General features: G+C 73.0%; 20 protein-coding genes. 12 read left to right on the plus strand and 8 right to left on the minus strand.

What is annotated here, in order from left to right; translation table 11 throughout:
* The first annotated feature begins 108 nt into the window (after positions 1-108).
* The 3 genes from OG871_RS03085 (at position 109) to OG871_RS03095 (ending at position 3,495) form a co-directional block, all read left to right on the plus strand.
* The gene (locus tag OG871_RS03085) at positions 109-2,514 is read left to right on the plus strand and encodes an ATP-binding cassette domain-containing protein (protein WP_371494052.1); all 2,406 of its coding nucleotides are present in this window, start codon (positions 109-111) and stop codon (positions 2,512-2,514) included.
* 179 nt (positions 2,515-2,693) lie between these two features.
* Positions 2,694-3,068, plus strand: a complete 375-nt coding sequence (locus OG871_RS03090) for a helix-turn-helix transcriptional regulator (protein WP_371503202.1) — start codon at positions 2,694-2,696, stop codon at positions 3,066-3,068.
* Positions 3,069-3,078: 10 nt separating this feature from the next.
* Entirely contained in the window at positions 3,079-3,495 is a 417-nt protein-coding gene (locus tag OG871_RS03095; protein ID WP_371494053.1) for a VOC family protein, read from the plus strand.
* A gap of 34 nt (positions 3,496-3,529) precedes the next feature.
* Here OG871_RS03095 and OG871_RS03100 read toward each other — a convergent pair whose 3' ends face one another.
* Together OG871_RS03100 and OG871_RS03105 are read right to left on the minus strand one after the other, a co-directional pair.
* A complete protein-coding gene (locus tag OG871_RS03100; RefSeq protein ID WP_371494054.1) occupies positions 3,530-4,168 on the minus strand; it encodes an NAD(P)-dependent oxidoreductase in 639 nt (212 codons plus the stop codon).
* 37 nt (positions 4,169-4,205) lie between these two features.
* On the minus strand, positions 4,206-5,123 hold the full coding sequence (locus tag OG871_RS03105) for an EamA family transporter (protein ID WP_371494055.1): 918 nt from the start codon (positions 5,121-5,123) through the stop codon (positions 4,206-4,208).
* Positions 5,124-5,168: 45 nt separating this feature from the next.
* Here OG871_RS03105 and OG871_RS03110 point away from each other — a divergent pair, with 45 nt between their 5' ends.
* The 3 genes from OG871_RS03110 (at position 5,169) to OG871_RS03120 (ending at position 7,612) form a co-directional block, all read left to right on the plus strand.
* Complete coding sequence (locus OG871_RS03110) at positions 5,169-5,666, plus strand: MarR family winged helix-turn-helix transcriptional regulator (RefSeq protein ID WP_371494056.1); 498 nt, start codon at positions 5,169-5,171, stop codon at positions 5,664-5,666.
* A gap of 253 nt (positions 5,667-5,919) precedes the next feature.
* Positions 5,920-7,227, plus strand: a complete 1,308-nt coding sequence (locus OG871_RS03115) for a diacylglycerol kinase family protein (protein ID WP_371494057.1) — start codon at positions 5,920-5,922, stop codon at positions 7,225-7,227.
* 115 nt (positions 7,228-7,342) lie between these two features.
* Complete coding sequence (locus OG871_RS03120; RefSeq protein WP_371494059.1) at positions 7,343-7,612, plus strand: hypothetical protein; 270 nt, start codon at positions 7,343-7,345, stop codon at positions 7,610-7,612.
* A 33-nt stretch (positions 7,613-7,645) separates the two neighbouring features.
* Here the strand turns inward: OG871_RS03120 and OG871_RS03125 are convergent, their stop codons facing one another.
* Complete coding sequence (locus tag OG871_RS03125; RefSeq protein WP_371494060.1) at positions 7,646-7,981, minus strand: hypothetical protein; 336 nt, start codon at positions 7,979-7,981, stop codon at positions 7,646-7,648.
* 188 nt (positions 7,982-8,169) lie between these two features.
* On the opposite strand from OG871_RS03125, the gene OG871_RS03130 reads away from it, so the two are divergent.
* Positions 8,170-8,538: a hypothetical protein gene (locus OG871_RS03130; RefSeq protein WP_371494062.1), complete on the plus strand. Its 369-nt coding sequence runs from the start codon at positions 8,170-8,172 to the stop codon at positions 8,536-8,538.
* 154 nt (positions 8,539-8,692) lie between these two features.
* The gene (locus OG871_RS03135; RefSeq protein ID WP_371494063.1) at positions 8,693-9,841 is read left to right on the plus strand and encodes a serine hydrolase domain-containing protein; all 1,149 of its coding nucleotides are present in this window, start codon (positions 8,693-8,695) and stop codon (positions 9,839-9,841) included.
* A gap of 60 nt (positions 9,842-9,901) precedes the next feature.
* On the opposite strand, the gene OG871_RS03140 is transcribed toward OG871_RS03135, so the two are convergent.
* Entirely contained in the window at positions 9,902-10,555 is a 654-nt protein-coding gene (locus OG871_RS03140; RefSeq protein WP_371494064.1) for an HNH endonuclease family protein, read from the minus strand.
* A 355-nt stretch (positions 10,556-10,910) separates the two neighbouring features.
* Between OG871_RS03140 and OG871_RS03145 the strand changes: the two genes are divergently transcribed.
* Positions 10,911-11,378 carry a recombinase family protein gene (locus OG871_RS03145; protein WP_371494066.1) on the plus strand — a complete coding sequence of 156 codons (468 nt, stop codon included), beginning with the start codon at positions 10,911-10,913 and terminating at the stop codon, positions 11,376-11,378.
* A gap of 36 nt (positions 11,379-11,414) precedes the next feature.
* Here the strand turns inward: OG871_RS03145 and OG871_RS03150 are convergent, their stop codons facing one another.
* Together OG871_RS03150 and OG871_RS03155 are read right to left on the minus strand one after the other, a co-directional pair.
* Entirely contained in the window at positions 11,415-12,614 is a 1,200-nt protein-coding gene (locus OG871_RS03150) for a M23 family metallopeptidase (protein WP_371494067.1), read from the minus strand.
* A 246-nt stretch (positions 12,615-12,860) separates the two neighbouring features.
* Positions 12,861-13,475, minus strand: coding sequence for a plasmid pRiA4b ORF-3 family protein (locus tag OG871_RS03155; RefSeq protein ID WP_371494068.1), 615 nt, complete (start codon positions 13,473-13,475; stop codon positions 12,861-12,863).
* Between the two features lie 632 nt (positions 13,476-14,107).
* Between OG871_RS03155 and OG871_RS03160 the strand changes: the two genes are divergently transcribed.
* Entirely contained in the window at positions 14,108-15,403 is a 1,296-nt protein-coding gene (locus OG871_RS03160) for an RICIN domain-containing protein (protein WP_371494069.1), read from the plus strand.
* 91 nt (positions 15,404-15,494) lie between these two features.
* Positions 15,495-16,322, plus strand: a complete 828-nt coding sequence (locus tag OG871_RS03165; RefSeq protein WP_371494070.1) for a GNAT family N-acetyltransferase — start codon at positions 15,495-15,497, stop codon at positions 16,320-16,322.
* A gap of 13 nt (positions 16,323-16,335) precedes the next feature.
* Here the strand turns inward: OG871_RS03165 and OG871_RS03170 are convergent, their stop codons facing one another.
* Complete coding sequence (locus OG871_RS03170; RefSeq protein WP_371494071.1) at positions 16,336-16,728, minus strand: transglycosylase family protein; 393 nt, start codon at positions 16,726-16,728, stop codon at positions 16,336-16,338.
* A 626-nt stretch (positions 16,729-17,354) separates the two neighbouring features.
* Between OG871_RS03170 and OG871_RS03175 the strand changes: the two genes are divergently transcribed.
* Entirely contained in the window at positions 17,355-18,014 is a 660-nt protein-coding gene (locus OG871_RS03175) for an RICIN domain-containing protein (RefSeq protein WP_371494072.1), read from the plus strand.
* A 93-nt stretch (positions 18,015-18,107) separates the two neighbouring features.
* Here the strand turns inward: OG871_RS03175 and OG871_RS03180 are convergent, their stop codons facing one another.
* Positions 18,108-19,058, minus strand: coding sequence for a beta-glucanase (locus OG871_RS03180; RefSeq protein WP_371494074.1), 951 nt, complete (start codon positions 19,056-19,058; stop codon positions 18,108-18,110).
* Between the last annotated feature and the right edge of the window lie 296 nt (positions 19,059-19,354).

Raw genomic sequence — 19,354 nt, forward strand, 5'->3', positions numbered from 1 at the left:
GGGCAGAAGCACAGAACCACCCGGCGGGCCGCTCGAAACTGATTGGATCGGGCCGGGCCCCGCCGACGGAGACCGCGAGGGCGGCTCCGCCCGACAGATGGAGACACGATGAGCATGGCCACGCGGACGGACTCGCAGTCGCCTGCGCCGCACGTCGCCGACAGCCACGATCTGATCCGCGTGCACGGCGCACGCGTGAACAACCTCAAGGACGTCAGCGTCGAGATCCCAAAGCGGCGGCTGACGGTGCTGACCGGTGTCTCCGGCTCGGGCAAGAGCTCGCTGGTGTTCGGCACGATCGCCGCGGAGTCGCAGCGGCTCATCAACGAGACCTACAGCGCCTTCGTCCAGGGCTTCATGCCGACGCTGGCGCGGCCCGAGGTCGACGTGCTCGAAGGCCTGACGACCGCGATCATCGTCGACCAGCAGCGGATGGGTGCCGATCCCCGCTCCACGGTCGGCACCGCCACCGACGCCAACGCGATGCTGCGGATCCTGTTCAGCCGGCTCGGGAAGCCGCACATCGGCCCGCCCAGCGCCTATGCCTTCAACGTCCCAACCGTCCGGGCGAGCGGCGCCATCACCGTCGAACGCGGTGACCGGAAGACGGTGAAGGCGACCTTCAACCGCACCGGCGGCATGTGCTCCCGCTGCGAAGGCCGGGGCGCCGTCTCCGACATCGACCTGACCCAGCTCTACGACGACTCCAAGTCGCTCGCCGAGGGCGCGTTCACCATCCCCGGCTGGAAGTCGGACAGCTTCTGGACCGTCCGGGTGTACGCCGAGTCGGGCTTCCTCGACCCGGACAAGCCGATCCGCGACTACACCAGGAAGGAGATGCAGGACTTCCTGTACCGGGAGCCGACCAAGGTGAAGGTCGAGGGGGTGAACCTCACCTACGAGGGGCTGATCCCCAAGATCCAGAAGTCCTTCCTGGCCAAGGACAAGGAGGCGCTGCAGCCGCACATCCGGGCGTTCGTGGAGCGGGCGGTCACCTTCAGCACCTGCCCCGAGTGCGACGGCAGCCGGCTCAGCGAGGGGGCCCGGTCCTCGAAGATCAAGCGGATCAGCATCGCCGACGCCTGCGCGATGCAGATCACCGACCTGGCCGCGTGGGCCCGCGGCCTCGACGAGCCGTCGGTGGCACCGCTGCTCACCACGCTGCGGCAGACCCTCGACTCGTTCGTGGAGATCGGCCTCGGCTACCTCTCGCTCGACCGGGCGTCGGGCACGCTGTCGGGCGGCGAGGCGCAGCGCGTCAAGATGATCCGGCACCTCGGCTCCTCGCTCACCGACACCACCTACGTCTTCGACGAGCCCACGGCGGGCCTGCACCCGCACGACATCCAGCGGATGAACGACCTGCTGCTGCGGCTTCGGGACAAGGGCAACACGGTGCTCGTGGTCGAGCACAAGCCGGAGACGATCGCGATCGCCGACCACGTCATCGACCTGGGCCCCGGCGCCGGTACGGCGGGGGGCACGGTCTGCTTCGAGGGCACCGTCGAGGGGCTGCGGGCCGCCGACACCGTCACCGGCCACCACTTCGACGACCGGGCCTCCCTCAAGGAGACGGTACGCAGGCCCACCGGCACGCTGCAGATCCGCGGCGCGCGGACGCACAACCTGCGCGACGTCGACGTCGACGTCCCGCTCGGGGTGCTCGCCGTCGTCACCGGCGTGGCCGGCTCCGGCAAGAGCTCGCTGGTGCAGGGGTCGCTGGTCAACGGCACGGCGGCCGACGGCGCGGGTGTGGTGTCGATCGACCAGGGCGCGATCCGCGGCTCCCGGCGGAGCAACCCGGCGACGTACACCGGGCTGCTCGACCCGATCCGCAAGGCATTCGCGAAGGCCAACGGTGTGAAGCCGGCACTGTTCAGCGCCAACTCCGAGGGCGCCTGCCCCGGTTGCAACGGCGCCGGCGTCGTCTACACCGACCTGGCGATGATGGCCGGCGTCGCCACGGTGTGCGAGGAGTGCGAGGGGAAGCGGTTCCAGGCGGCGGTGCTGGAGTACCACCTCGGCGGCCGTGACATCAGCGAGGTGCTGGCGATGTCGGTGAACGAGGCCGAGGAGTTCTTCGGCGCCGGCGAGGCGCGCACGCCGGCCGCGCACGCCGTTCTCGGCCGGCTCGCCGACGTCGGGCTCGGGTACCTCAGCCTGGGCCAGCCGCTCACCACGCTGTCCGGCGGCGAGCGTCAACGGCTCAAGCTGGCCACCCACCTGGCCGAGAAGGGCGGCGTCTACGTCCTCGACGAGCCGACCACGGGGCTGCACCTGGCCGACGTCGACCAGCTGCTCGGCCTGCTCGACCGGCTGGTCGACTCCGGCAAGTCGGTCATCGTCGTCGAGCACCACCAGGCGGTCATGGCGCACGCCGACTGGATCATCGACCTCGGTCCCGGCGCGGGCCACGACGGTGGCCGGATCGTCTTCGAGGGCACCCCCGCCGACCTGGTCGCCGCCCGCTCCACCCTCACCGGCGAGCACCTGGCGGCCTACGTCGGTACCTGACCGCGCCCGGCGCGGACACCGCGGGGCGCGGTGTCCGCGCCGGGCGGGTCCACGGCCGGTTCCGGTTCGGGGGCGTCCGCCCTGCTCACCGCGGCCGGCCCCGGCGGCTGTGGGAAACTGGTCGGGTGAAACGGCCCGACCTCGACGACCTCGTACGGCTGCGGCGGGCCCGCGACCGGATGGACCGCGACTACGCCGAGCCGCTGGACGTGCCGGCGCTGGCGCGTGACGCCCTGATGTCGGCCGGCCACTTCTCCCGCAGCTTCCGCGCCGCGTTCGGCGAGACGCCGTACAGCTACCTGATGACCCGCCGCATCGAGCGGGCCAAGGCGCTGCTGCGGCGTGGCGACCTCTCGGTGACCGAGGTCTGCTTCGCGGTCGGATGTACGTCGCTGGGCTCGTTCAGCTCGCGTTTCACGGAGCTGGTCGGGGAGAACCCGAGCAGCTACCGGGCCCGGAGCCATGAGGACGGTGCCGCCATCCCGGCCTGCATGGCCAAGATCCACACAAGGCCGGTCAGAAACGGAGAAGCAAGCGCGGCCGCTCGGCCGTAGCGTGGACGGCATGGACATCAGGCTCTCGCAGTGCTTCATCGCCGTCGACGACCACGACAAGGCGATCGCCTTCTACCGCGACGTGCTCGGCCTCGAGGTGCGCAACGACGTCGGCTTCGAGGGGATGCGCTGGGTGACCGTCGGGCCGCCCTCGCAGCCCGATGTGAACATCGTCCTGGAACCGCCGCTCGCGGACCCGAACGCCTCGGCGGCCGACCGGCAGGCCATGGCCGAACTGATGGCGAAGGGGCTGCTGCGCGGGGTCATCTTCGCGACGGACGACTGCGACGCCACCTTCGAGCGGATCAGCGCCGCGGGCGGCGAGGTGCTGCAGGAGCCGATGGACCAGCCCTACGGCGTCCGCGACTGCGGGTTCCGCGACCCCGCAGGCAACCTGTTGCGCTTCACCCAGCCCCTCGGGAAGTGAGGCCCTGCCGGCGCAGGTACCCCGGCCCGACCGGTCAGTACCCGACGGTGAAGCGGGTGCGGTGGTGCTTCGGGCGCTCGGCCTCGTCCAGGAGGGCGACCGCGAGGTCCTCCATCGAGATGGCGGAGTTGCCGTGGGCGTCGACCAACAGCTCGTCGGTGCCGAGCCGGTAGCGGCCGGTCCGCTCCCCCGGTTCGAGGACGGCGGCCGGGCTCAGGTAGGCCCAGTCGACGGTGCGGTCCGCGCGGCAGACGGCCAGCTGTTCGTTGCAGGCCAGGGCGATCGGGCGCCAGTCCGCGGGGAAGCCGGGGCCGTCCAGCACGGTGCGCCCCGTGCCGCCCGGCAGGGTCAGACTGCCGGCGCCACCGAGCAGGAGCAGCCGGGCCCCGGTGCGGGCGAGGCCGGTGAGCAGGGCGCGGGCGGCCTCGGCGAGGTCCTGTTCCCGGCCGGGGGCCGGCCGGGTGGCGCTGATCACCACGTCCTGACCGGTGCTCAGTTCGGCGGTGCTGTCCGGGTTCAGGGCGTCGCCGGTGCGGTGGCGGGCGGCCGGGTGGAGAGCGGGGAAGCGGCTCGGGTCGCGGACGACGGCGGTGACCTCGTGGCCGCGCGAGACGGCCTCGGTGACGATCCGGCTGCCGGCGGCGCCCGCGGCGCCGAGGACGGTGATGCGCATGGTGGCCTTCTCCTGGTGGTGGGTGGGTGGGTCGGGGTCAGCGGACGGGGGTGCGGTGGGCCGGGCTGCCGTGGGCGGGTTCGGCGACGGCCGGACGGCTGCGGGAGCGCCGGGTCTGGGCCAGCGCCACGGCCGTCAGGGCGAGCAGCCCGCCGAGGAGTTGGAGCCGGGTGAAGCCCTGGTCGAGGGCGAGCCAGCCGAGGGTGGCGGCGACCAGCGGGCTGAGCAGGCCGAGGAAGGTGACCTCGGTCGGGGACAGGGCCTTGATGCCGCGGAACCACAGGGTGTAGGCGAGCGCGGCACCGATCACGCTCAGGTAGGTGTAGCCCATCAGGTTCCGGGTGGTCAGCGCGTCCGGCGGGGGGCCCTCGACGAGCAGCGCCACCGGGAGCAACAGCAGTCCGCCGGCGACCAGTTGCCATCCGGTGGTGGCGAGCAGCGGCGCCGGGGAGGTCCAGCGCTTGCTGAGGACGACGCCGGTCGCCATGACGACCGCGCCACCGAGGGCGGCCGCCACCCCCAGGGCGTCGAGACGGGCGTCGGCGCGCAGCACCAGGAGGGCGACCCCGGCGATCCCCGTGACGGCGGCGAGCAGGACCGGTGCGGTGAGGCGCTGGCCGAGCAGAAGGGCGGACAGGCCGGCCACCAGCAGGGGCTGGACGGATCCGACGGTGGCGGCGACGCCGCCGGGGAGCCGGTAGGCCGCGACGAACAGCAGGGCGAAGAAGACGCCGATGTTCAGGGCGCCGAGGACCAGCGACTTCCACCACCAGCTGCCGGTCGGCAGTTTCCGGGTGACCAGGACCAGCAGCAGGCCGGCGGGCAGGGCCCGGAGCACCGCGGCCAGTAACGGCCTTCCGGGCGGGAGGAGTTCGGTGGTGACGAGGTAGGTGGAGCCCCAGACGGCAGGGGCGAGGGCGGTGAGCAGCACGGTGGCCGGTCGATTCCTTAGCACTAAGACAACATATCTCATCGCTAAGAGATCTACTAGACTGGACCCGTGACAGACCACGTGGACCGAGTACTGGCGCAGTGGGCCGAACAGCGGCCCGATCTGGACGTCTCACCGATGGCCGTGATCGGACGGCTGAAGCGGCTGTCGCTGCTGATGGAACCGGTGATGAAGCGCACCTTCGCCGCCCACGGCCTCGACGCGGCCTCCTTCGACGTGCTCGCGACACTGCGGCGCAACGGCCCGTCCCGGCATCTGACCCCCGCCGAGCTGATGCGCTCGGCGATGGTCACTTCCGGCGCCGTCACCCAGCGCCTCGACCGGCTCCAGGAGCGCGGTCTGGTGACCCGCACCCCGAGCCCCACCGACGGCCGGGTCGTCCAGGTCGCTCTCACCGACGCCGGCCTCGCGCTGATCGACCAGGCCCTGCCCGACCACCTGGCCACCGAGCAGGGCCTGCTGGCCTGCCTCTCCCCCGACGAACGCGACCGGCTCGCCGAGACCCTGCGCGCCCTGCTGGAGGGCCTGGGCGACTCCACCGGCTGATCCCGCCAGGCGGGAGACCGGCACACGGACGCTCGCCGCAGCGACGACGGCAGCCGTCTCGCCGACCGCCTGCGGCGCCCGCCGGCGCCGCTCCGCGACCGAGACGTTCCGAGGTCGGAGTCGGCATCTTCCACGCCGAGTCGGGGTGACCACCCGGTGGAGCGGGCGCCCGCCCCGCGCGCGGGCGGGAAATCGCGCTACCGTCCCACCCGAGTGATCGACACGGAAGGTGGGGGCAGTGAGGAAGTCGGGGATGGTCGGGCCCAAGGAGGCGGCGGGCAGGGCGCGGCTGCTGGCCAGGGTCGCGCTCGGCTGCGCGTTCGTGGCGTTGCTCGTGGTGCTGGTGATGCTGGGTCTGCGCGGGGTGGGCCTGGTGCCCGCCACCCTCGCCGGCCTGGCCGGGGCGGCCGCCGGGGTCTGGTGGACGCTCGCCCACCGGGGGCTGCGCCGGCTGCTCGGCGCCGTGCTCGCGGTGGTCGCGGTGGGTTCGGTGCTGGCCTACTACGTCCACAGCGGCCTGTGGGCGCCCGCGTCCGGCGCACTGCTGCTCTGGGGGGCCGCGCTGGTCTGCGCGGACCGGGCGCTGCGGCTCACCCGGCCGGTGTCCGAGATGCTGGCCCGGGTGAGCCCGCCGCCGAAACGGGCCGTGCTGATCATGAACCCGCGCTCCGGCGGCGGCAAGGTGGAGCGGTTCGATCTCAAGGCGAGGGCCGAGGCGCTGGGCGCGGAGGTCGTCCTGCTCGACGCCACCGGGACCGCGGACGTCGCCGCCATCGCCCGACAAGCCGTCGCCGCCGGCGCCGACCTGCTCGGTGTCGCGGGCGGCGACGGCACCCAGGCACTGGTCGCCGAGGTGGCCGCCGAGCACGACCTGCCCTTCCTGGTGGTCTCCGCCGGGACGCGCAACCACTTCGCGATGGACCTCGGGCTCGACCGCACGGACCCGGCGAGCTGCCTGGACGCGCTGGTCCAGGGCGTGGAGCTGCGGGTGGACCTCGGGATGGTGGCCGGGCGCGCCTTCGTCAACACGGTGTCCTTCGGCGCGTACGCCGAGATCGTGCAGAGCCCGGCCTATCGCGACGCCAAGGCCGGCACCGCCCTCGACGCCCTCCCCGAGCTCCTGGCCGGGCAGAGCGGCGCCCGGATCATCGTCGACGCGGACGACGTCCGGCTCAGCGCCCCCCAGGCCCTGCTGGTCAGCAACAACCCGTACGACACCCGGGACCGGCTCGCCGCCGGCCGGCGGCCACGGCTGGACAGCGGGCGGCTCGGCGTCCTCGGCCTGCGGGTCGAAGGGGCGGTCCAGGCCGCGGCGGTGGCGCTGGGCGGGCAGTCCGCGGGCATCACCGAGCTGACCGCGGCCGAGGTGGTGGTCATCTCGGACAGCCGGGAGATCCCAGTGGCCGTCGACGGCGAGTCGCTGGTGCTGCCGGTCCCCGTCCGCTGCACCGTACGGCCGGGCGCGCTGCGGGTCCGCGTCCCGCGCGACCGCCCGGGCAGCCCACCGTCCGGCGTGCTGCGCAACTGGCACCGGCTGACCCACCTCGCCCGACTCCGCTGAGCCACCGGCCCGGGGCCGGCGGCGGCCGACCGCACCGCCACCGGCGAGCGGGTCGGCGGGCGTACGACACTCCGATGATCTTGGTCGCGGGCCGGACCGCGGACCACCATGGCGTGTGACTCAACACGCTGACGACCAGACACCCCGGATCGCGGCCGAGAAGCTCAGCGAGGTGCGAGACCTCGCGGCGCTGGCCCTCGAACGCTGGCAGGCCGACGACCCGCGCGGCGCCCTCGACGCCGCCCACGAGCTGAGGCCGGCCGTGGCCGTGGCGGCGGGCGCCCTGACCGCCCTGCTGGAAGCACCGGCTGACAGCCCGGCGGCGGACGGCTCGGCGGACCGGTCCGGCGCAGTACCCGACGACACCTCCCACTGGCTGGGCTGAGCGGCACCTCCGCGCCCGGCCGGTGACGCGGGCTCAGGCGTCCGGCCGGCCGACGGCCCGGTCGCCGCCGGGGTGACCACCGGCCCGAAGGAGCAGGCCGTGTGCGCGCCGCAGATGGCGCAGGACCTGAGGCAGGAACGTACCGCGGAAACGGTCGGCCCGTTCGAGCTCGACGGCGGCCTCAGCGAGCAGGCCCGCGGCCCCGGGAGCTCGGCGGTCCGCCGGCGCGCGCGTGGCCAGCTCGGTCGCCTGCTCGGCGAGTTCGGCGGCGCCCGGGTCGTCGACCGGGTCCGCGCCCAGGGAGCGGAGCTCCGCCGAGACCTGCCCCAGCAGGGCGTCCCGTCTCTTCCCCCACCAGCTGTCCGTCACAAGCCGATCATCCCCGGCGGGCGCCCGCCCACACCGGCGCCCGGGTGAAGGAGCTGTGGCCCACCACCCCGCAGCCCGACACCGGCCGATCACGGTACCCACCCCGGGGCCGGGCCCACGGCGGACGATCCGCGACGGAGGGCCTCGACCGCCGACGGACGACCGCTCCGACGCACTACGCTGGCGGCATGTCGAAACCCGATCGGCTGCTCGTCGACATCGCCGCAACGGTGGAGTCCGAGCACAGCAATCAGATGCCTCTCACCGTGGTCGTCCCCGGCGCCGTCATCACCGGCCGGCTGGCGCCGGAGAGCCTGTGGCGCGAACGCGTCGCCGAGGTCCTCCAAGCCTCCGATCACCTCAAACCGTTCTCCTCGCTGTTCGCCACCACGGGCAGCGCCACCGACCGGGCCGAACCACCCACCCACCTGCACCTCCACCTCGCCAGGATCCTCCAGGGGAGCTACGCGCTGCCGCACACCGGCGGCATGTACCGCATCGCCATCGAGGACATCAGCAGCTGGACGGTCGGCGACCTCAGCTACTCCGACCAGTAACCCCGCGGACCGACGCCGGCCCGGCACGCTCCCGCCGATCGGGAGCGCGCCGGGCCGGCGCGCTCGACCGGCGCGCCGTCGTCCGGCCACCCGCGCCGGACGAGTACCTTCGTGCGGACACCGGGCCGGACTCCCGATCGAGAAGGCGGATCCGATGACCAACCTGCACGGCGCCCTGGAGCCGCACATCGGCAGCGGCCAGATCCCGGGCGCAGTGGCCCTGACCGCTCGCGGCGACCATCTGGAGGTGACGGTCGCCGGCTCCGTCGATGCCGAAGGCACCGCGCCGATGACCCGGGAGTCGATCTTCCGGATCGCCTCGCTCACCAAGCCGATCGTCTCCGCGGCGGTGATGATGCTGGTCGAGGACGGCCGGATCGCCCTGGACGACCCGGTCGGGCGCTGGCTGCCGGAGCTGGGGTCCCCGGTCGTCGTGCGCACCCCGGCGAGCCCGGTCGACGACGTCGTGCCGGCCGCCCGCCCGATCACCGTGGCCGATCTGCTCACCTTCCGCGCGGGGTACGGCTTCCCGGACGACTTCTCGCTGCCCGCGGTCGGCCTGCTGTTCGGCGAGCTGAAGCAGGGGCCGCCGCAGCCACAGCTCGTCCCCGCCCCGGACGACTGGATGGCCGCGCTGTCCCGCATCCCGCTGCTGCACCAGCCGGGCGAGTTCTGGCTGTACAACACCTGCTCCGACATCCAGGGCGTACTGATCTCCCGGGCGTCGGGCAGAGCGCTGCCCGAGTTCCTGGCCGAGCGGATCTTCGAACCACTCGGCATGGCCGACACCGGGTTCGAGGTCCCGGCCGGCAAGCTCGACCGGTTCACCTCCTGCTACCGCAACCGGCCCGTTCACGGGCTGGAACTGGTCGACGCCCCCGACGGACAGTGGAGCAGGCGGCCGGCCTTCCCGTCCGGCGCCGGGGGGCTGGTCTCGACCGTCGACGACTACCACCTCTTCGCCCGGTTGCTGCTCGGCGGCGGGAGCCTCGACGGCCGCCGGCTGCTGTCGCCTTCCTCCGTCCGGCAGATGACCACCAATCACCTGACCGGCCCTCAACGTGAGGCCGGCCGACTCTTCCTGGAGGGCCAGGGCTGGGGGTTCGGCGGCTCGGTCGACGTCGCCGCGATCGCCCCCTGGAACGTGCCGGGGCGCTACGGCTGGATCGGCGGCACCGGAACGGCGGCCCACATCACCCCGTCCACCGGCGCGGTCGCCATCCTGCTCACCCAGATGGAGCTGGCGGGGCCGACCCCGCCCACGGTGATGCGGGACTTCTGGAAGTACGCGGTCACCGTCTGAGGCCCCGGCGCCGCGCCGCCGGGCGGCCCGGCGGCGCGGCGGGACGGCGCGGCGGCCCGGTCAGCAGCCGTTGAGGACGCTGGTCAGGGCGTTCTTCTCGGCGGTGTCGACGCTCAGGCCGTAGTAGTACTTGACCTGCACCCAGGCGCGGACGTAGGTGCAGCGGTAGCTCACGACGGAGGGCAGCCAGGTCGCGGGATCCTGGTCGCCCTTGGCCTGGTTGACGTTGTCGGTGACGGCGATCAGCTGGGGGCGGGTGATGTCGTTGGCGAACTGCTCGCGCTTGGTGCTGGTCCAGCCGGACGCGCCGGAGTCCCAGGCCTCGGCCAGCGGCACCAGGTGGTCGATGTCCAGGTCGGCGGCGGCCGTCCAGGTGGCGCCGTCGTAGGGCGAGAACCAGGTGCCGGAGGTGGCCGCACAGGAGGAGTTGGTGACGACGTTGGAGCCGTCGCGCTTGAGGATCCACTCGCGGGTGTTGCAGGCCCCGGAGATGGTGATCCAGTGGTTGAAGAGGTCGCGGTTGTAGCCGGTGCGGTTCTCCACGGCGACGGTCAGCGAGGCGAGGTAGCTGCGGGCGGTGGCCGCCGACACGGGGGTGGGCAGCGCGGCCTGGGCGGTGCCGGAGGTGGCGGTCAGCAGGCCGGCGGCGAGGGCGCAGGTCGTGACGGCGGTGGCGAGGCGGCGGACGAGTCGGGGTATGGCGGATCGGGGCATGGCAGGGCACTCCTGTGGCAGGGGGATGGTGGGGGTGGGGGTGCCGCACCAGAATCCCGCCCTGCGGTCTATGCGAGTAGACCCCAGGATGTGAATTGTTCATGACCATCGCGTATCGGAAGCCCGCATGCCGCCGCGAAAGCCACAGAAGGCGCCAAATTGCCCCTTTTCCAGTGGAGTTGGGTCGACCCGAGGCGCCGACCACCCGTCCGACCCGCCACCCCCGGGAGAAAGGTCTAGACATTCACAAGTGGTCCAGTCCACAATGGAGGGTGCACAAAGGGTCGAGCAACACCTGGCACCGGGCGCGCGTGGCACAGGTACCGCCCTGCCCTCCGCTCGACGAGGAGCGACCATGACCGCCACCCACCGCCCCGCAGCCCCCGGCGCGACCGCCGCCTACCTGCGCTGCTACCCCTACGACGTCTGGCAGATGGCGGCGCACCTGCGGGCGCTGGAGGAACACGCCCGCCGGCTCGGCCTCCCGGCCCCCCACGTCTTCCTGGATAACGGCATCTCCTCGCGGCTCCCCCGGCCCCAGCTGCGCCGGCTGCTCGCCCGGGCGGCCGAGGGCCGGATCGCCACGGTGCTGGTGCCCGGCCACTGGGTGTTCTCCCTCGACAACCGGACCGCCGACTCCGTCACGGACTTCCTCCGGAGCTCGGGTGCGGACGTCGTCGAGCTCCCCGACCAGCAGCGGGGCAGCCGCCCGTCCCGCCCCCTCGCCCTGGCCGGGCCGGACGCGCCGTACGGCGGCTCCGACCCGGTGCGCCGGCCTCCGGTCGTCCTGGGTTCACCGGCCGTCCTGGGTTCACCCGCCTGAGCTCCCGGTGGTGCTCCGTACGCCGCTGGGCGACGGTCAGGCGTGCCGGTCCTCAGGGCCTCGGAAGTCGACCACGTCCCGGCCGAGCGGCAGTTCGCCGTGGCGCGGCCCACGGCCGACCGGGCCGACGGGCACCGGGTTGCCCGCGTCGATCGAGGCGGTCAGCGCCTCGTCGAGCGGCGGGATCCGCCCGACCACGCGGAACGCGTCGATGACGAAGGGCAGACCGTTCGCGTCGACCAGCGAGGGCCCGTCCATCACCTGGAAGTGCAGGTGGGGCCCGCTGGAGCTGCCCGAGTTGCCCAGGTTCCCGATCACCTGGCCTCGGCGCACCCGGTCCCCGGGCCGCACCCGCACGCTGCCCGGCACCAGATGGGCGAAGCCCGCGAAGCGGCCGTCGCCGAGGTCCAGAACCACGAAGTTGCCGTCGGCCTCCGCCGGGGTGACCGGTACCGGGTGGTTGGGGATCTGGTCCGGGAAGCGGTCCTCGGCCGCCGCGACCGTGCCGTCCGCGACCGCGATCACGGGCGCGCCGTAGCAGACCCAGTTCCGGTTCACGTCCGGGTCGCCGACGACCGGACGGTGCCGGGCGTCGCTCCCGCTCCAGTCGACGGCGAAGCGCCGGCCGAGCCGGAGCCGCCCGTTCACCGGCTGGATCGACCTGCGGTGCGCGCCGTCGCGGCAGTTCCCGGCCACGATCCAGCCCGGGCCGGGCAGGGGCGGGCCGAGCTCGACCGGCGGGCGGGTGTCCACCGCCGCCTCGGCGCCCGAGTCGGTGACCGAGGTCGGCACCGGCAGGCCCGGCGGCACGGCGACGGTCAGGGTGTGGCTGATCCGGTCCGGAATCCCCTCCCGGTCCCGGAAGGTGATGTCGAACCAGATCACACCGACCGCGGAGCCCGGGATCGTCGTCGTCGGTGCGGCCGCGACGGCCATCAGCGACATCGACTCCGTCAGGCGAGCACCGTCGAGCTCCTCGAGCGTCCGCCCGCGGTCCACGTCCTGGACGCTGACCGAGGTGACGGTGACGGGCAGGCCGATGCCGTTGGTCAGCTGGAGCTCGTGGACGAGGTGCAAGCATCCGTCGGTGCCCTTGAACCAGCTCGGCGGCGACATCACCGACATCACCACCGGTGTGTGGCGGTCCGCGGCGGCCCGGTCGGCCGGGGCCGGTGCGGAAGCGTCCGCGGCACCCGCCCCCAGGAGCCCCAGAGCCGCGATCGCGATCGTCACCATCGCCGTGACCGGCCTTCCCGAACGACTCGCATCCCTCGTCCTCACGTGTCGCCCTCGTGGCCCGCCACCGTCGCGCTTGCCCGCCACCCTCGCGCGCCGGCCCCTCGCGCGGTCGGCGATTGGCAGACTAGGGACAAGCGGTGCGGCCGGGAGCGGGAAGCGGGGCGGACGCAGGAGAGTTCGCCCATTCGGCGCCTGGCCCACGTGCCACGGTGTGGCGCAGGTGCGGTGCGATGTGGCGCGGTGTCAGTTCTCGACCAGGACGCGGGCGAGGCCGGCCAGGGCCCGGTCGGCGCCGGCAGGATCGAAGGCCGCGGGGTCGAAGTCGTCCGCCGCGTCCAGGCCGAGCCACTCCAACTGCTCGTCGTGCTCGTCGTGAGCGGGGTCGGCCAGCACCTCGACGAGGTACCGGTAGGCCTCGATACCGCCGCAGTCCTCGGGCGGGCAGGCCCGGGCGCCGTCGACGCACCGGGGGTAGGCGACACCCGGCTCGGCGTCGCCGACCGCCTCGACCAGGACGTCGTGGTGCCAGTCGGCACCGAAGTCGTACGTGTAGCGGATCCGGGCGCCGGCGTGGTCGGCGACCTGGCCGAGCCGCCGCGAGGCCGCGTCGTGGATCTCCAGCTCCCGGTCGGCGGCGCCGTAGCGGCCGAGCGGGGTGTCGAAGACCCACAGGTGGTGGTCCTCCCAGCCGACCGCCGCCTGGACGACATCGTGCAGCTCGCGCAGCGTGCTGCCCGAGGGGACCTCCAGGCGGCGCCAGATCGGCGGCTCGGAGCCGGTCAGCGTGACCGTGATCGTGTGGACCGTCTGTGCTGCGGCCGCACGAGGGCCCGGCGTCGCGCCGCGGGTGTTCGCCATGGCGGCCATCCTGCCACCGAGTTCGGGCCCGCGCGGAACGGCGGCGCGGGACTCGCGCACGCGGGTACCCACCGTTCGGGCGGCGGAGCGATGCCCGGGAGGAGTCGTCCGGGGGCGCCCCCGGCCGGTCCGGGGAGTCAGCTGGCGACCGGGAACTCCTCGTCCGGCCACTACACGAAGGTCGGGCCGGCGGGCGTCGCGCCCGGGCCGGGCAGCAGCCCGCCGGGGCGGGCGGCCCGAGGCCGGGTTCAGGTAATGGAGCTTCGCCCGACCCGGCCGAGCCGGTCCACCCGTGCCCGTCCCCGCCGGAGCGCGCCGAAGGCGGCGGCCTTCGGGACAGCCGACTGCCGGGCCGTCGACCGGCGGGACACCCGGGACCAGCGCACAGCGCCCACCGGGTGTCCGTCCGTGCTGCCCGGGCTGCCGGCCCGGCGGGCGGACGCCCACGGCTCCATCGCGCCGAGACGACGGACTCCCTGTCCGAATCATTGACAGGGATTCGTCACCAGAGTTCACTTCCTGAAGAAAGGTCTGGACCGGCGTCAGATCCCGCTCTGGCCGGTCGGACCGTCAACCCGCCGTTGCCACCTGCTGGTTGGCGCATCCATCTGCACGGATCGAGGCGATCACCCATGCTCTCAGCGACACGTCGACGACCGATCTGGGCCACAGTTCTTGTGGTCGCCGGCCTGGTCACCGCACTCAGCTCGGCACCGCACCCGGTGGCTGCGGCCTCGGCGGCCGGACCGGCCGCACAGGCCCCGCAGGCCCCGCAGGCCCAACCGGCCGCCCAGGCCGTCAACTTCGAGGACAACTTCGACGGCGCCGCCGGATCCGCCGTCGACGGCGGCCGGTGGCAGGTGGAGACCGGCGACAACGTCAACAACCACGAGCGGCAGTACTACACGGCGGGCAACGCCAACGCCGCCCTGGACGGCCAGGGCCACCTGGTGATCACCGCCCGACGCGAGAACCCCGCCAACTACCAGTGCTGGTACGGCACCTGTCAGTACACGTCGGCCCGGCTGAACACCTCGGGCCGGTTCGCCCAGGCGTACGGCCATGTCGAGACCCGGATGAAGATCCCGCGCGGCCACGGCATGTGGCCGGCCTTCTGGATGCTCGGCAACGACATCGGCCAGGTCGGGTGGCCGAACAGCGGCGAGATCGACGTGATGGAGAACGTCGGCTTCGAACCCGGCACGGTGCACGGCACCATCCACGGCCCCGGCTACTCCGGGAGCGGTGGAATCGGCGCGGGGTACACCCTGCCCGGCGGGCAGGCGTTCGCCGACAACTTCCACACCTTCGCGGTCGACTGGGCACCGGACTCCCTCACCTGGTCCGTGGACGGCACGGTCTACCAGCGCCGCACCCCCGCCGACCTCGGCGGCCGGAGCTGGGCGTTCAACAAGCCGTTCTTCCTCATCCTCAACCTCGCGGTGGGCGGCTACTGGCCGGGCGACCCCGACGGTTCCACCGCCTTCCCGCAGCAGCTGGTCGTGGACTACGTCCGGGTCACCACCTCCACCGGCGGCGGCAACACCGGCGCCCTCACCGGTCTCGCCGGCAAGTGCCTGGACGTGGCCGCGGCCGGCACCGCCAACGGAACCCAGGTGCAGCTCTACGGCTGCAACGGGACCCCCGCGCAGCACTGGACGGTGGGCGGCGACGGGACGATCCGAGCACTCGGCAAGTGCCTCGACGCCTCCGGCAGCGGCACCGCGGACGGGACCCGGGTCCAGCTGTGGGACTGCAACGGCACCGGCGCCCAGCGCTGGTCGTACAACGCGGGCACGCACGACGTGGTCAACCCGAACGCCAACAAGTGCCTGGACGTCACCGGCAACAACGCGGCCGACGGCACCCCGGTCCAGCTCTGGACCTGCACGGGCGGCGGCAACCAGAAGTGGGCGCTCAACGCCTGACGCCCCGGCCCCAGGCCCCGGGCCCCTGCCCCGGCCACCGTGCTCGCCACCCCCGCACCCGGGGTGGCGAGCACCGCCGTACGCTGATCCGATGCCACTGCTCAGCCTCCACGACCGATCCGCGCTCGCCGCGAGGTTCCGCCGCGACCCGGCACTCCACCTCTTCGAGCTCGGCGACCTCGACGACCTCCTGTGGCCGCACACCAGCTGGTACACGCTGACGGAGGACGGTCCGGCCGCACTGCTGTACGGCGTCGGGGACATCCCGACCCTGCTCGCGTTCGCCCGCACCGACCGGGCGGCCGAGCTGGAGGACCTGCTGCACGCCCTGCTGCCGATGCTTCCCCGGCGCTTCTTCGGGCACCTGAGCTGCGGCGCGGAGAAGATCCTCGACCCGTTCTACTCGGCGGACCACCACGCGGTCCTGCTCAGGATGGCGCTCACCGACCCCGGCCGCACGGACGCCCACCCGGACGGCGAGTGGGCGCCCGCACCACTGCAGTACAGCGATCTTCCCGAGCTCACCGCCCTCTTCGCGGAGAGCTACCCGGGGAACTGGTTCGACGAGCGGATGCTGGCCACCGGCCAGTACGTCGGCGCGCGGCACGACGGCCGGCTGATCGCCGTCGCCGGCGTCCACGTCCACTCCCCCGCCCAGCGGGTCGCGGCGATCGGCAACGTCACCACGCACCCCGCCCTGCGAGGCCGAGGTGCCGCCGCCGCCTGCGTCGCCGCGCTCTGCCGCCAGCTGGCGCGCACCGTCGACCTCATCGGGCTCAACGTGCGGGCCGACAACACCACGGCGGTCGAGCTCTACCGGCGCCTCGGCTTCACCGTCGTCGCGGAGTTCGGCGAGTCCCCGCTGAGCGCCTTCTGGCGGTATGCCGATGCCCCGCCGCCCGGGTGCGGGGCGTCGTAGCGCGGGCGGGGCCTTACTTGGTGAGGCCGGCCTTGACGGAGCAGACGGGCCAGGCGCCGGGGCCCTGGGAGGCGAGGACCTTCTCGGCGACGGCGATCTGCTGGGCCTTGCTGGCCAGGTTGGCCTGCGGGGCGTAGGAGGTGCCGCCGAAGGCGGCCCAGGTGCTGTTGGTGAACTGGAGGCCGCCGTAGAAGCCGTTGCCGGTGTTGATGCTCCAGTTGCCCGTGGACTCGCACTGCGCGACCTTGTCCCAGGTGGAGACCGGCGCGGCGGAGGAGGACGTGGCCGTGACGAGGCCGGCCACCGGCAGGGCGAGGACCGCGCCCGCCATGACAGCCATCCGCACCCGCTTGCGCTTGGTGGTGGCGGAGGTGGTGGCAGCGGTGGTCTCGTTACGGAAAGTCATGCGGATCCTCTCGAACGCCCGAACCGGGCACACGGAACCAGGCCCGGGGGGCCTGCTTGTCAGGGGGCGCAGCTCCGGCACATCCACCCGATCCATGGGACCGGCGTGCTCGCTGCACTGGTTTCGAAGCTACGGAAGCCGGTCGACGGCTTCAAGGATTTCCGCGAAGTCCCAGCTCGGAGCAGGGTTACCGGGAGTATCCGGGCGACCGCCGGCCCGTGGTTGAGCGGATCCGCCCCCGCCACCGCACCCCGATGTGGCCCCGGTCACCCCGAAAACCCTGTGAGGCCCGGCACATCCTCGACCCAGCGTGACCGCCGACGGACGCACCGCCGACGGCGCGGGCAGCCCGCCGACCGCCCGAGGTGGCCCGCGCCACACCCACCCCCCCGCAGCCGCCCGCCCCCGCACGGAGGGCTCCGGCGACGCCGCACCCCTTCGGCCGGCAGGTCGAGCAGAAATGATTCTGCATCAGAAACCAAGCAGAAAAACCGAGTTACACCAACGCGCGCCCCTTTTCAGACTGTCATTCTTTTTAACTACTCCTTGCCCGAACCACTCTCCGCTCAATAAGGTCGCACACAGAGTGTCCACCCTGCGGACTCGCTACGAATTGAGGACTGCACATGCGCCAGAACCGGTTCGGATTCGCCCTGCTCGCCGGATTGAGCGTCCTCGCGCTGAGCACGGCCGCCCAGGCCGCCCCGCACAGCGCCGCCCCCCACAACACCGGCCCCGCGGTCGCCGCCGCCACCACCGGTCCGGCGGCCGGCAAGCAGATCGTCGACGTCGGCTCACCCTCCCAGCTTCCGGCCGCCCCCGCCGACGGCTCGGCCGCCCTCGCCCCGCAGGCCGTCACCGTCACCTACCGCACGCCGGCCTTCACCAACAACCACGGTGGCAAGTGTCTGGACGGCGACCTCAACACCATCAACAACGACGGCGCCAAGGTCCAGCTCTGGGGCTGCAACAACTGGGACAACCAGAGCTGGTACTGGACCCCGGCCCCGGGCCTGCCGGTCGGCTACTACACCATCCAGAACGGCCACGGCTGGAAGTGTCTGGACGGCGACCTGAACACCATCAACAACGACGGCGCCAAGGTCCAGCTCTGGGGCTGCAACGGCTGGGACAACCAGACCTGGTACTGGACCGGCAGCACGCTGCAGAACTCGCACGGCTGGAAGTGCCTTGACGGCGACCTCAACACCATCAACAACGACGGCGCCAAGGTCCAGCTCTGGGGCTGCAACGGCTGGGACAACCAGGCCTGGACCTGGCACTGAACCAGCAGGCGGGACCAGCAGCGGCCGGTGTGCGGCCGGCCGCTGCTGCGGCCCGAACGGGGCAGGCCGGCACGGAGGGGAGCCGGGCCGGCCTCAGCGCCAGACCTTGACGTAGTCGACCTTGAACTCGATCGGGGCGCCGGTGGGCGGCGCGGGGTGGTAACGGCCGGCGCCGACCGAGAGGTTGAGGATCAGGTAGGACGACCAGGTCGGGGTCACCCCCTTGCGGTCCGCGTGGATGCGGACGCCGTTCAGGTACCAGTCCACCGAGTCCTGGCCGTAGCGGGTGCCGATGGTGACCCAGCGGCCGGGGGCGACCGCCGCGGGGTCGGTGTGGTACCGGTAGGTGGATCCGACGCGGTTGGACAGCTCCAGCATCGCCGGGTGGTCCGGGTGGTACTCGAAGGAGTCGACCTCGTTGCCGGAGTCCTTCCAGGTCCACAGGGCCGGCCAGGCCCCCAGGCCGGTCGACATCTGCACGCGGGTCTCGACGTAGTCCCCGGTCCTGACCCGGAAGCCCTCGGTGGAGCCCTCCGTGGTGAGCAGACCGGTGTCCCAGGACCGGCGTCCGTTCTCCAGCAGGTGGGTGCCGGGGCGCGCGGTGAAGGTCGCGATCCCGTCGGCGACACCGACGTTGGCCGGGTTGAGCCAGTCGAGCTTGTCGTCCTTGGGGTTGTGGTTGCCGAACTCGTACGCGCTGGTCCGGTCGGCCACCCACCGGGCGCCGGGGGCGAGGGGGGCGGAGAACTCGTCGGACCACACCAGGGTGTGCCCGTCGGTGGGCGGGCCCGGCTTGGTGCCCGGCGGCCGCTCCGGCGGGATGCAGGGCCGGGCGAACGGGAAGCACACCGGCCAGCCGGTGGTGGGGCAGTTCGCGCACCCGAGCGCGCCGGGCAGCGATCCGAACAGGCCGGGCAGCTGCGAGCCGAGGCCCCAGTCCTGCGGGCGGGGCGCGTAGACGCCCGTGGGGACGGGCGGGAGGGTCAGCGCGGACGGGGCCGGGCTGCCGATGCCGAGCCCCAGTGCGGTCAGCGTGGCGACCACGGCCGCCCGCCGTCCGACCCGCCGCACCGCGCCGGCCCGTCCCCGGACTCCTCGGCGGGGCCGGGTGCTCGCCGTCGGCGGCCCGTCGCACCGGCCGACGGGCGGGCCCGCCCCGGCGTGCTCCCGGGGGTCGGCCGGCACGGGCTCGGCCGATCGGCCCTGGCGGGGGCTCGGTGACCCCCCGTCACCGGGCGTCCCGATAAAGGACGGATGATCAGAAAGTGTCATGAGCTCTGTATCTCACGCCCCCTGGAGCGCCGCTCGCCGACCAATCCCGACCTCGGCAAAAGGGTGAC

The organism is Kitasatospora sp. NBC_00374, from assembly GCF_041434935.1.
In the GTDB taxonomy this organism is placed as follows: domain Bacteria; phylum Actinomycetota; class Actinomycetes; order Streptomycetales; family Streptomycetaceae; genus Kitasatospora.

Excerpts from the sequence above, each read along its gene's own strand:
- OG871_RS03085 (WP_371494052.1), top strand. The coding sequence starts at position 109 with ATGAGCATGGCCACGCGGACGGACTCGCAGTCGCCTGCGCCGCACGTC.
- OG871_RS03090 (WP_371503202.1), top strand. The coding sequence starts at position 2,694 with ATGGACCGCGACTACGCCGAGCCGCTGGACGTGCCGGCGCTGGCGCGT.
- OG871_RS03095 (WP_371494053.1), top strand. The coding sequence starts at position 3,079 with ATGGACATCAGGCTCTCGCAGTGCTTCATCGCCGTCGACGACCACGAC.
- OG871_RS03100 (WP_371494054.1), bottom strand. The coding sequence starts at position 4,168 with ATGCGCATCACCGTCCTCGGCGCCGCGGGCGCCGCCGGCAGCCGGATC.
- OG871_RS03115 (WP_371494057.1), top strand. The coding sequence starts at position 5,920 with ATGGTCGGGCCCAAGGAGGCGGCGGGCAGGGCGCGGCTGCTGGCCAGG.
- OG871_RS03130 (WP_371494062.1), top strand. The coding sequence starts at position 8,170 with ATGTCGAAACCCGATCGGCTGCTCGTCGACATCGCCGCAACGGTGGAG.
- OG871_RS03135 (WP_371494063.1), top strand. The coding sequence starts at position 8,693 with ATGACCAACCTGCACGGCGCCCTGGAGCCGCACATCGGCAGCGGCCAG.
- OG871_RS03140 (WP_371494064.1), bottom strand. The coding sequence starts at position 10,555 with ATGCCCCGATCCGCCATACCCCGACTCGTCCGCCGCCTCGCCACCGCC.
- OG871_RS03145 (WP_371494066.1), top strand. The coding sequence starts at position 10,911 with ATGACCGCCACCCACCGCCCCGCAGCCCCCGGCGCGACCGCCGCCTAC.
- OG871_RS03150 (WP_371494067.1), bottom strand. The coding sequence starts at position 12,614 with ATGGTGACGATCGCGATCGCGGCTCTGGGGCTCCTGGGGGCGGGTGCC.
- OG871_RS03155 (WP_371494068.1), bottom strand. The coding sequence starts at position 13,475 with ATGGCGAACACCCGCGGCGCGACGCCGGGCCCTCGTGCGGCCGCAGCA.
- OG871_RS03160 (WP_371494069.1), top strand. The coding sequence starts at position 14,108 with ATGCTCTCAGCGACACGTCGACGACCGATCTGGGCCACAGTTCTTGTG.
- OG871_RS03165 (WP_371494070.1), top strand. The coding sequence starts at position 15,495 with ATGCCACTGCTCAGCCTCCACGACCGATCCGCGCTCGCCGCGAGGTTC.
- OG871_RS03170 (WP_371494071.1), bottom strand. The coding sequence starts at position 16,728 with ATGACTTTCCGTAACGAGACCACCGCTGCCACCACCTCCGCCACCACC.
- OG871_RS03175 (WP_371494072.1), top strand. The coding sequence starts at position 17,355 with ATGCGCCAGAACCGGTTCGGATTCGCCCTGCTCGCCGGATTGAGCGTC.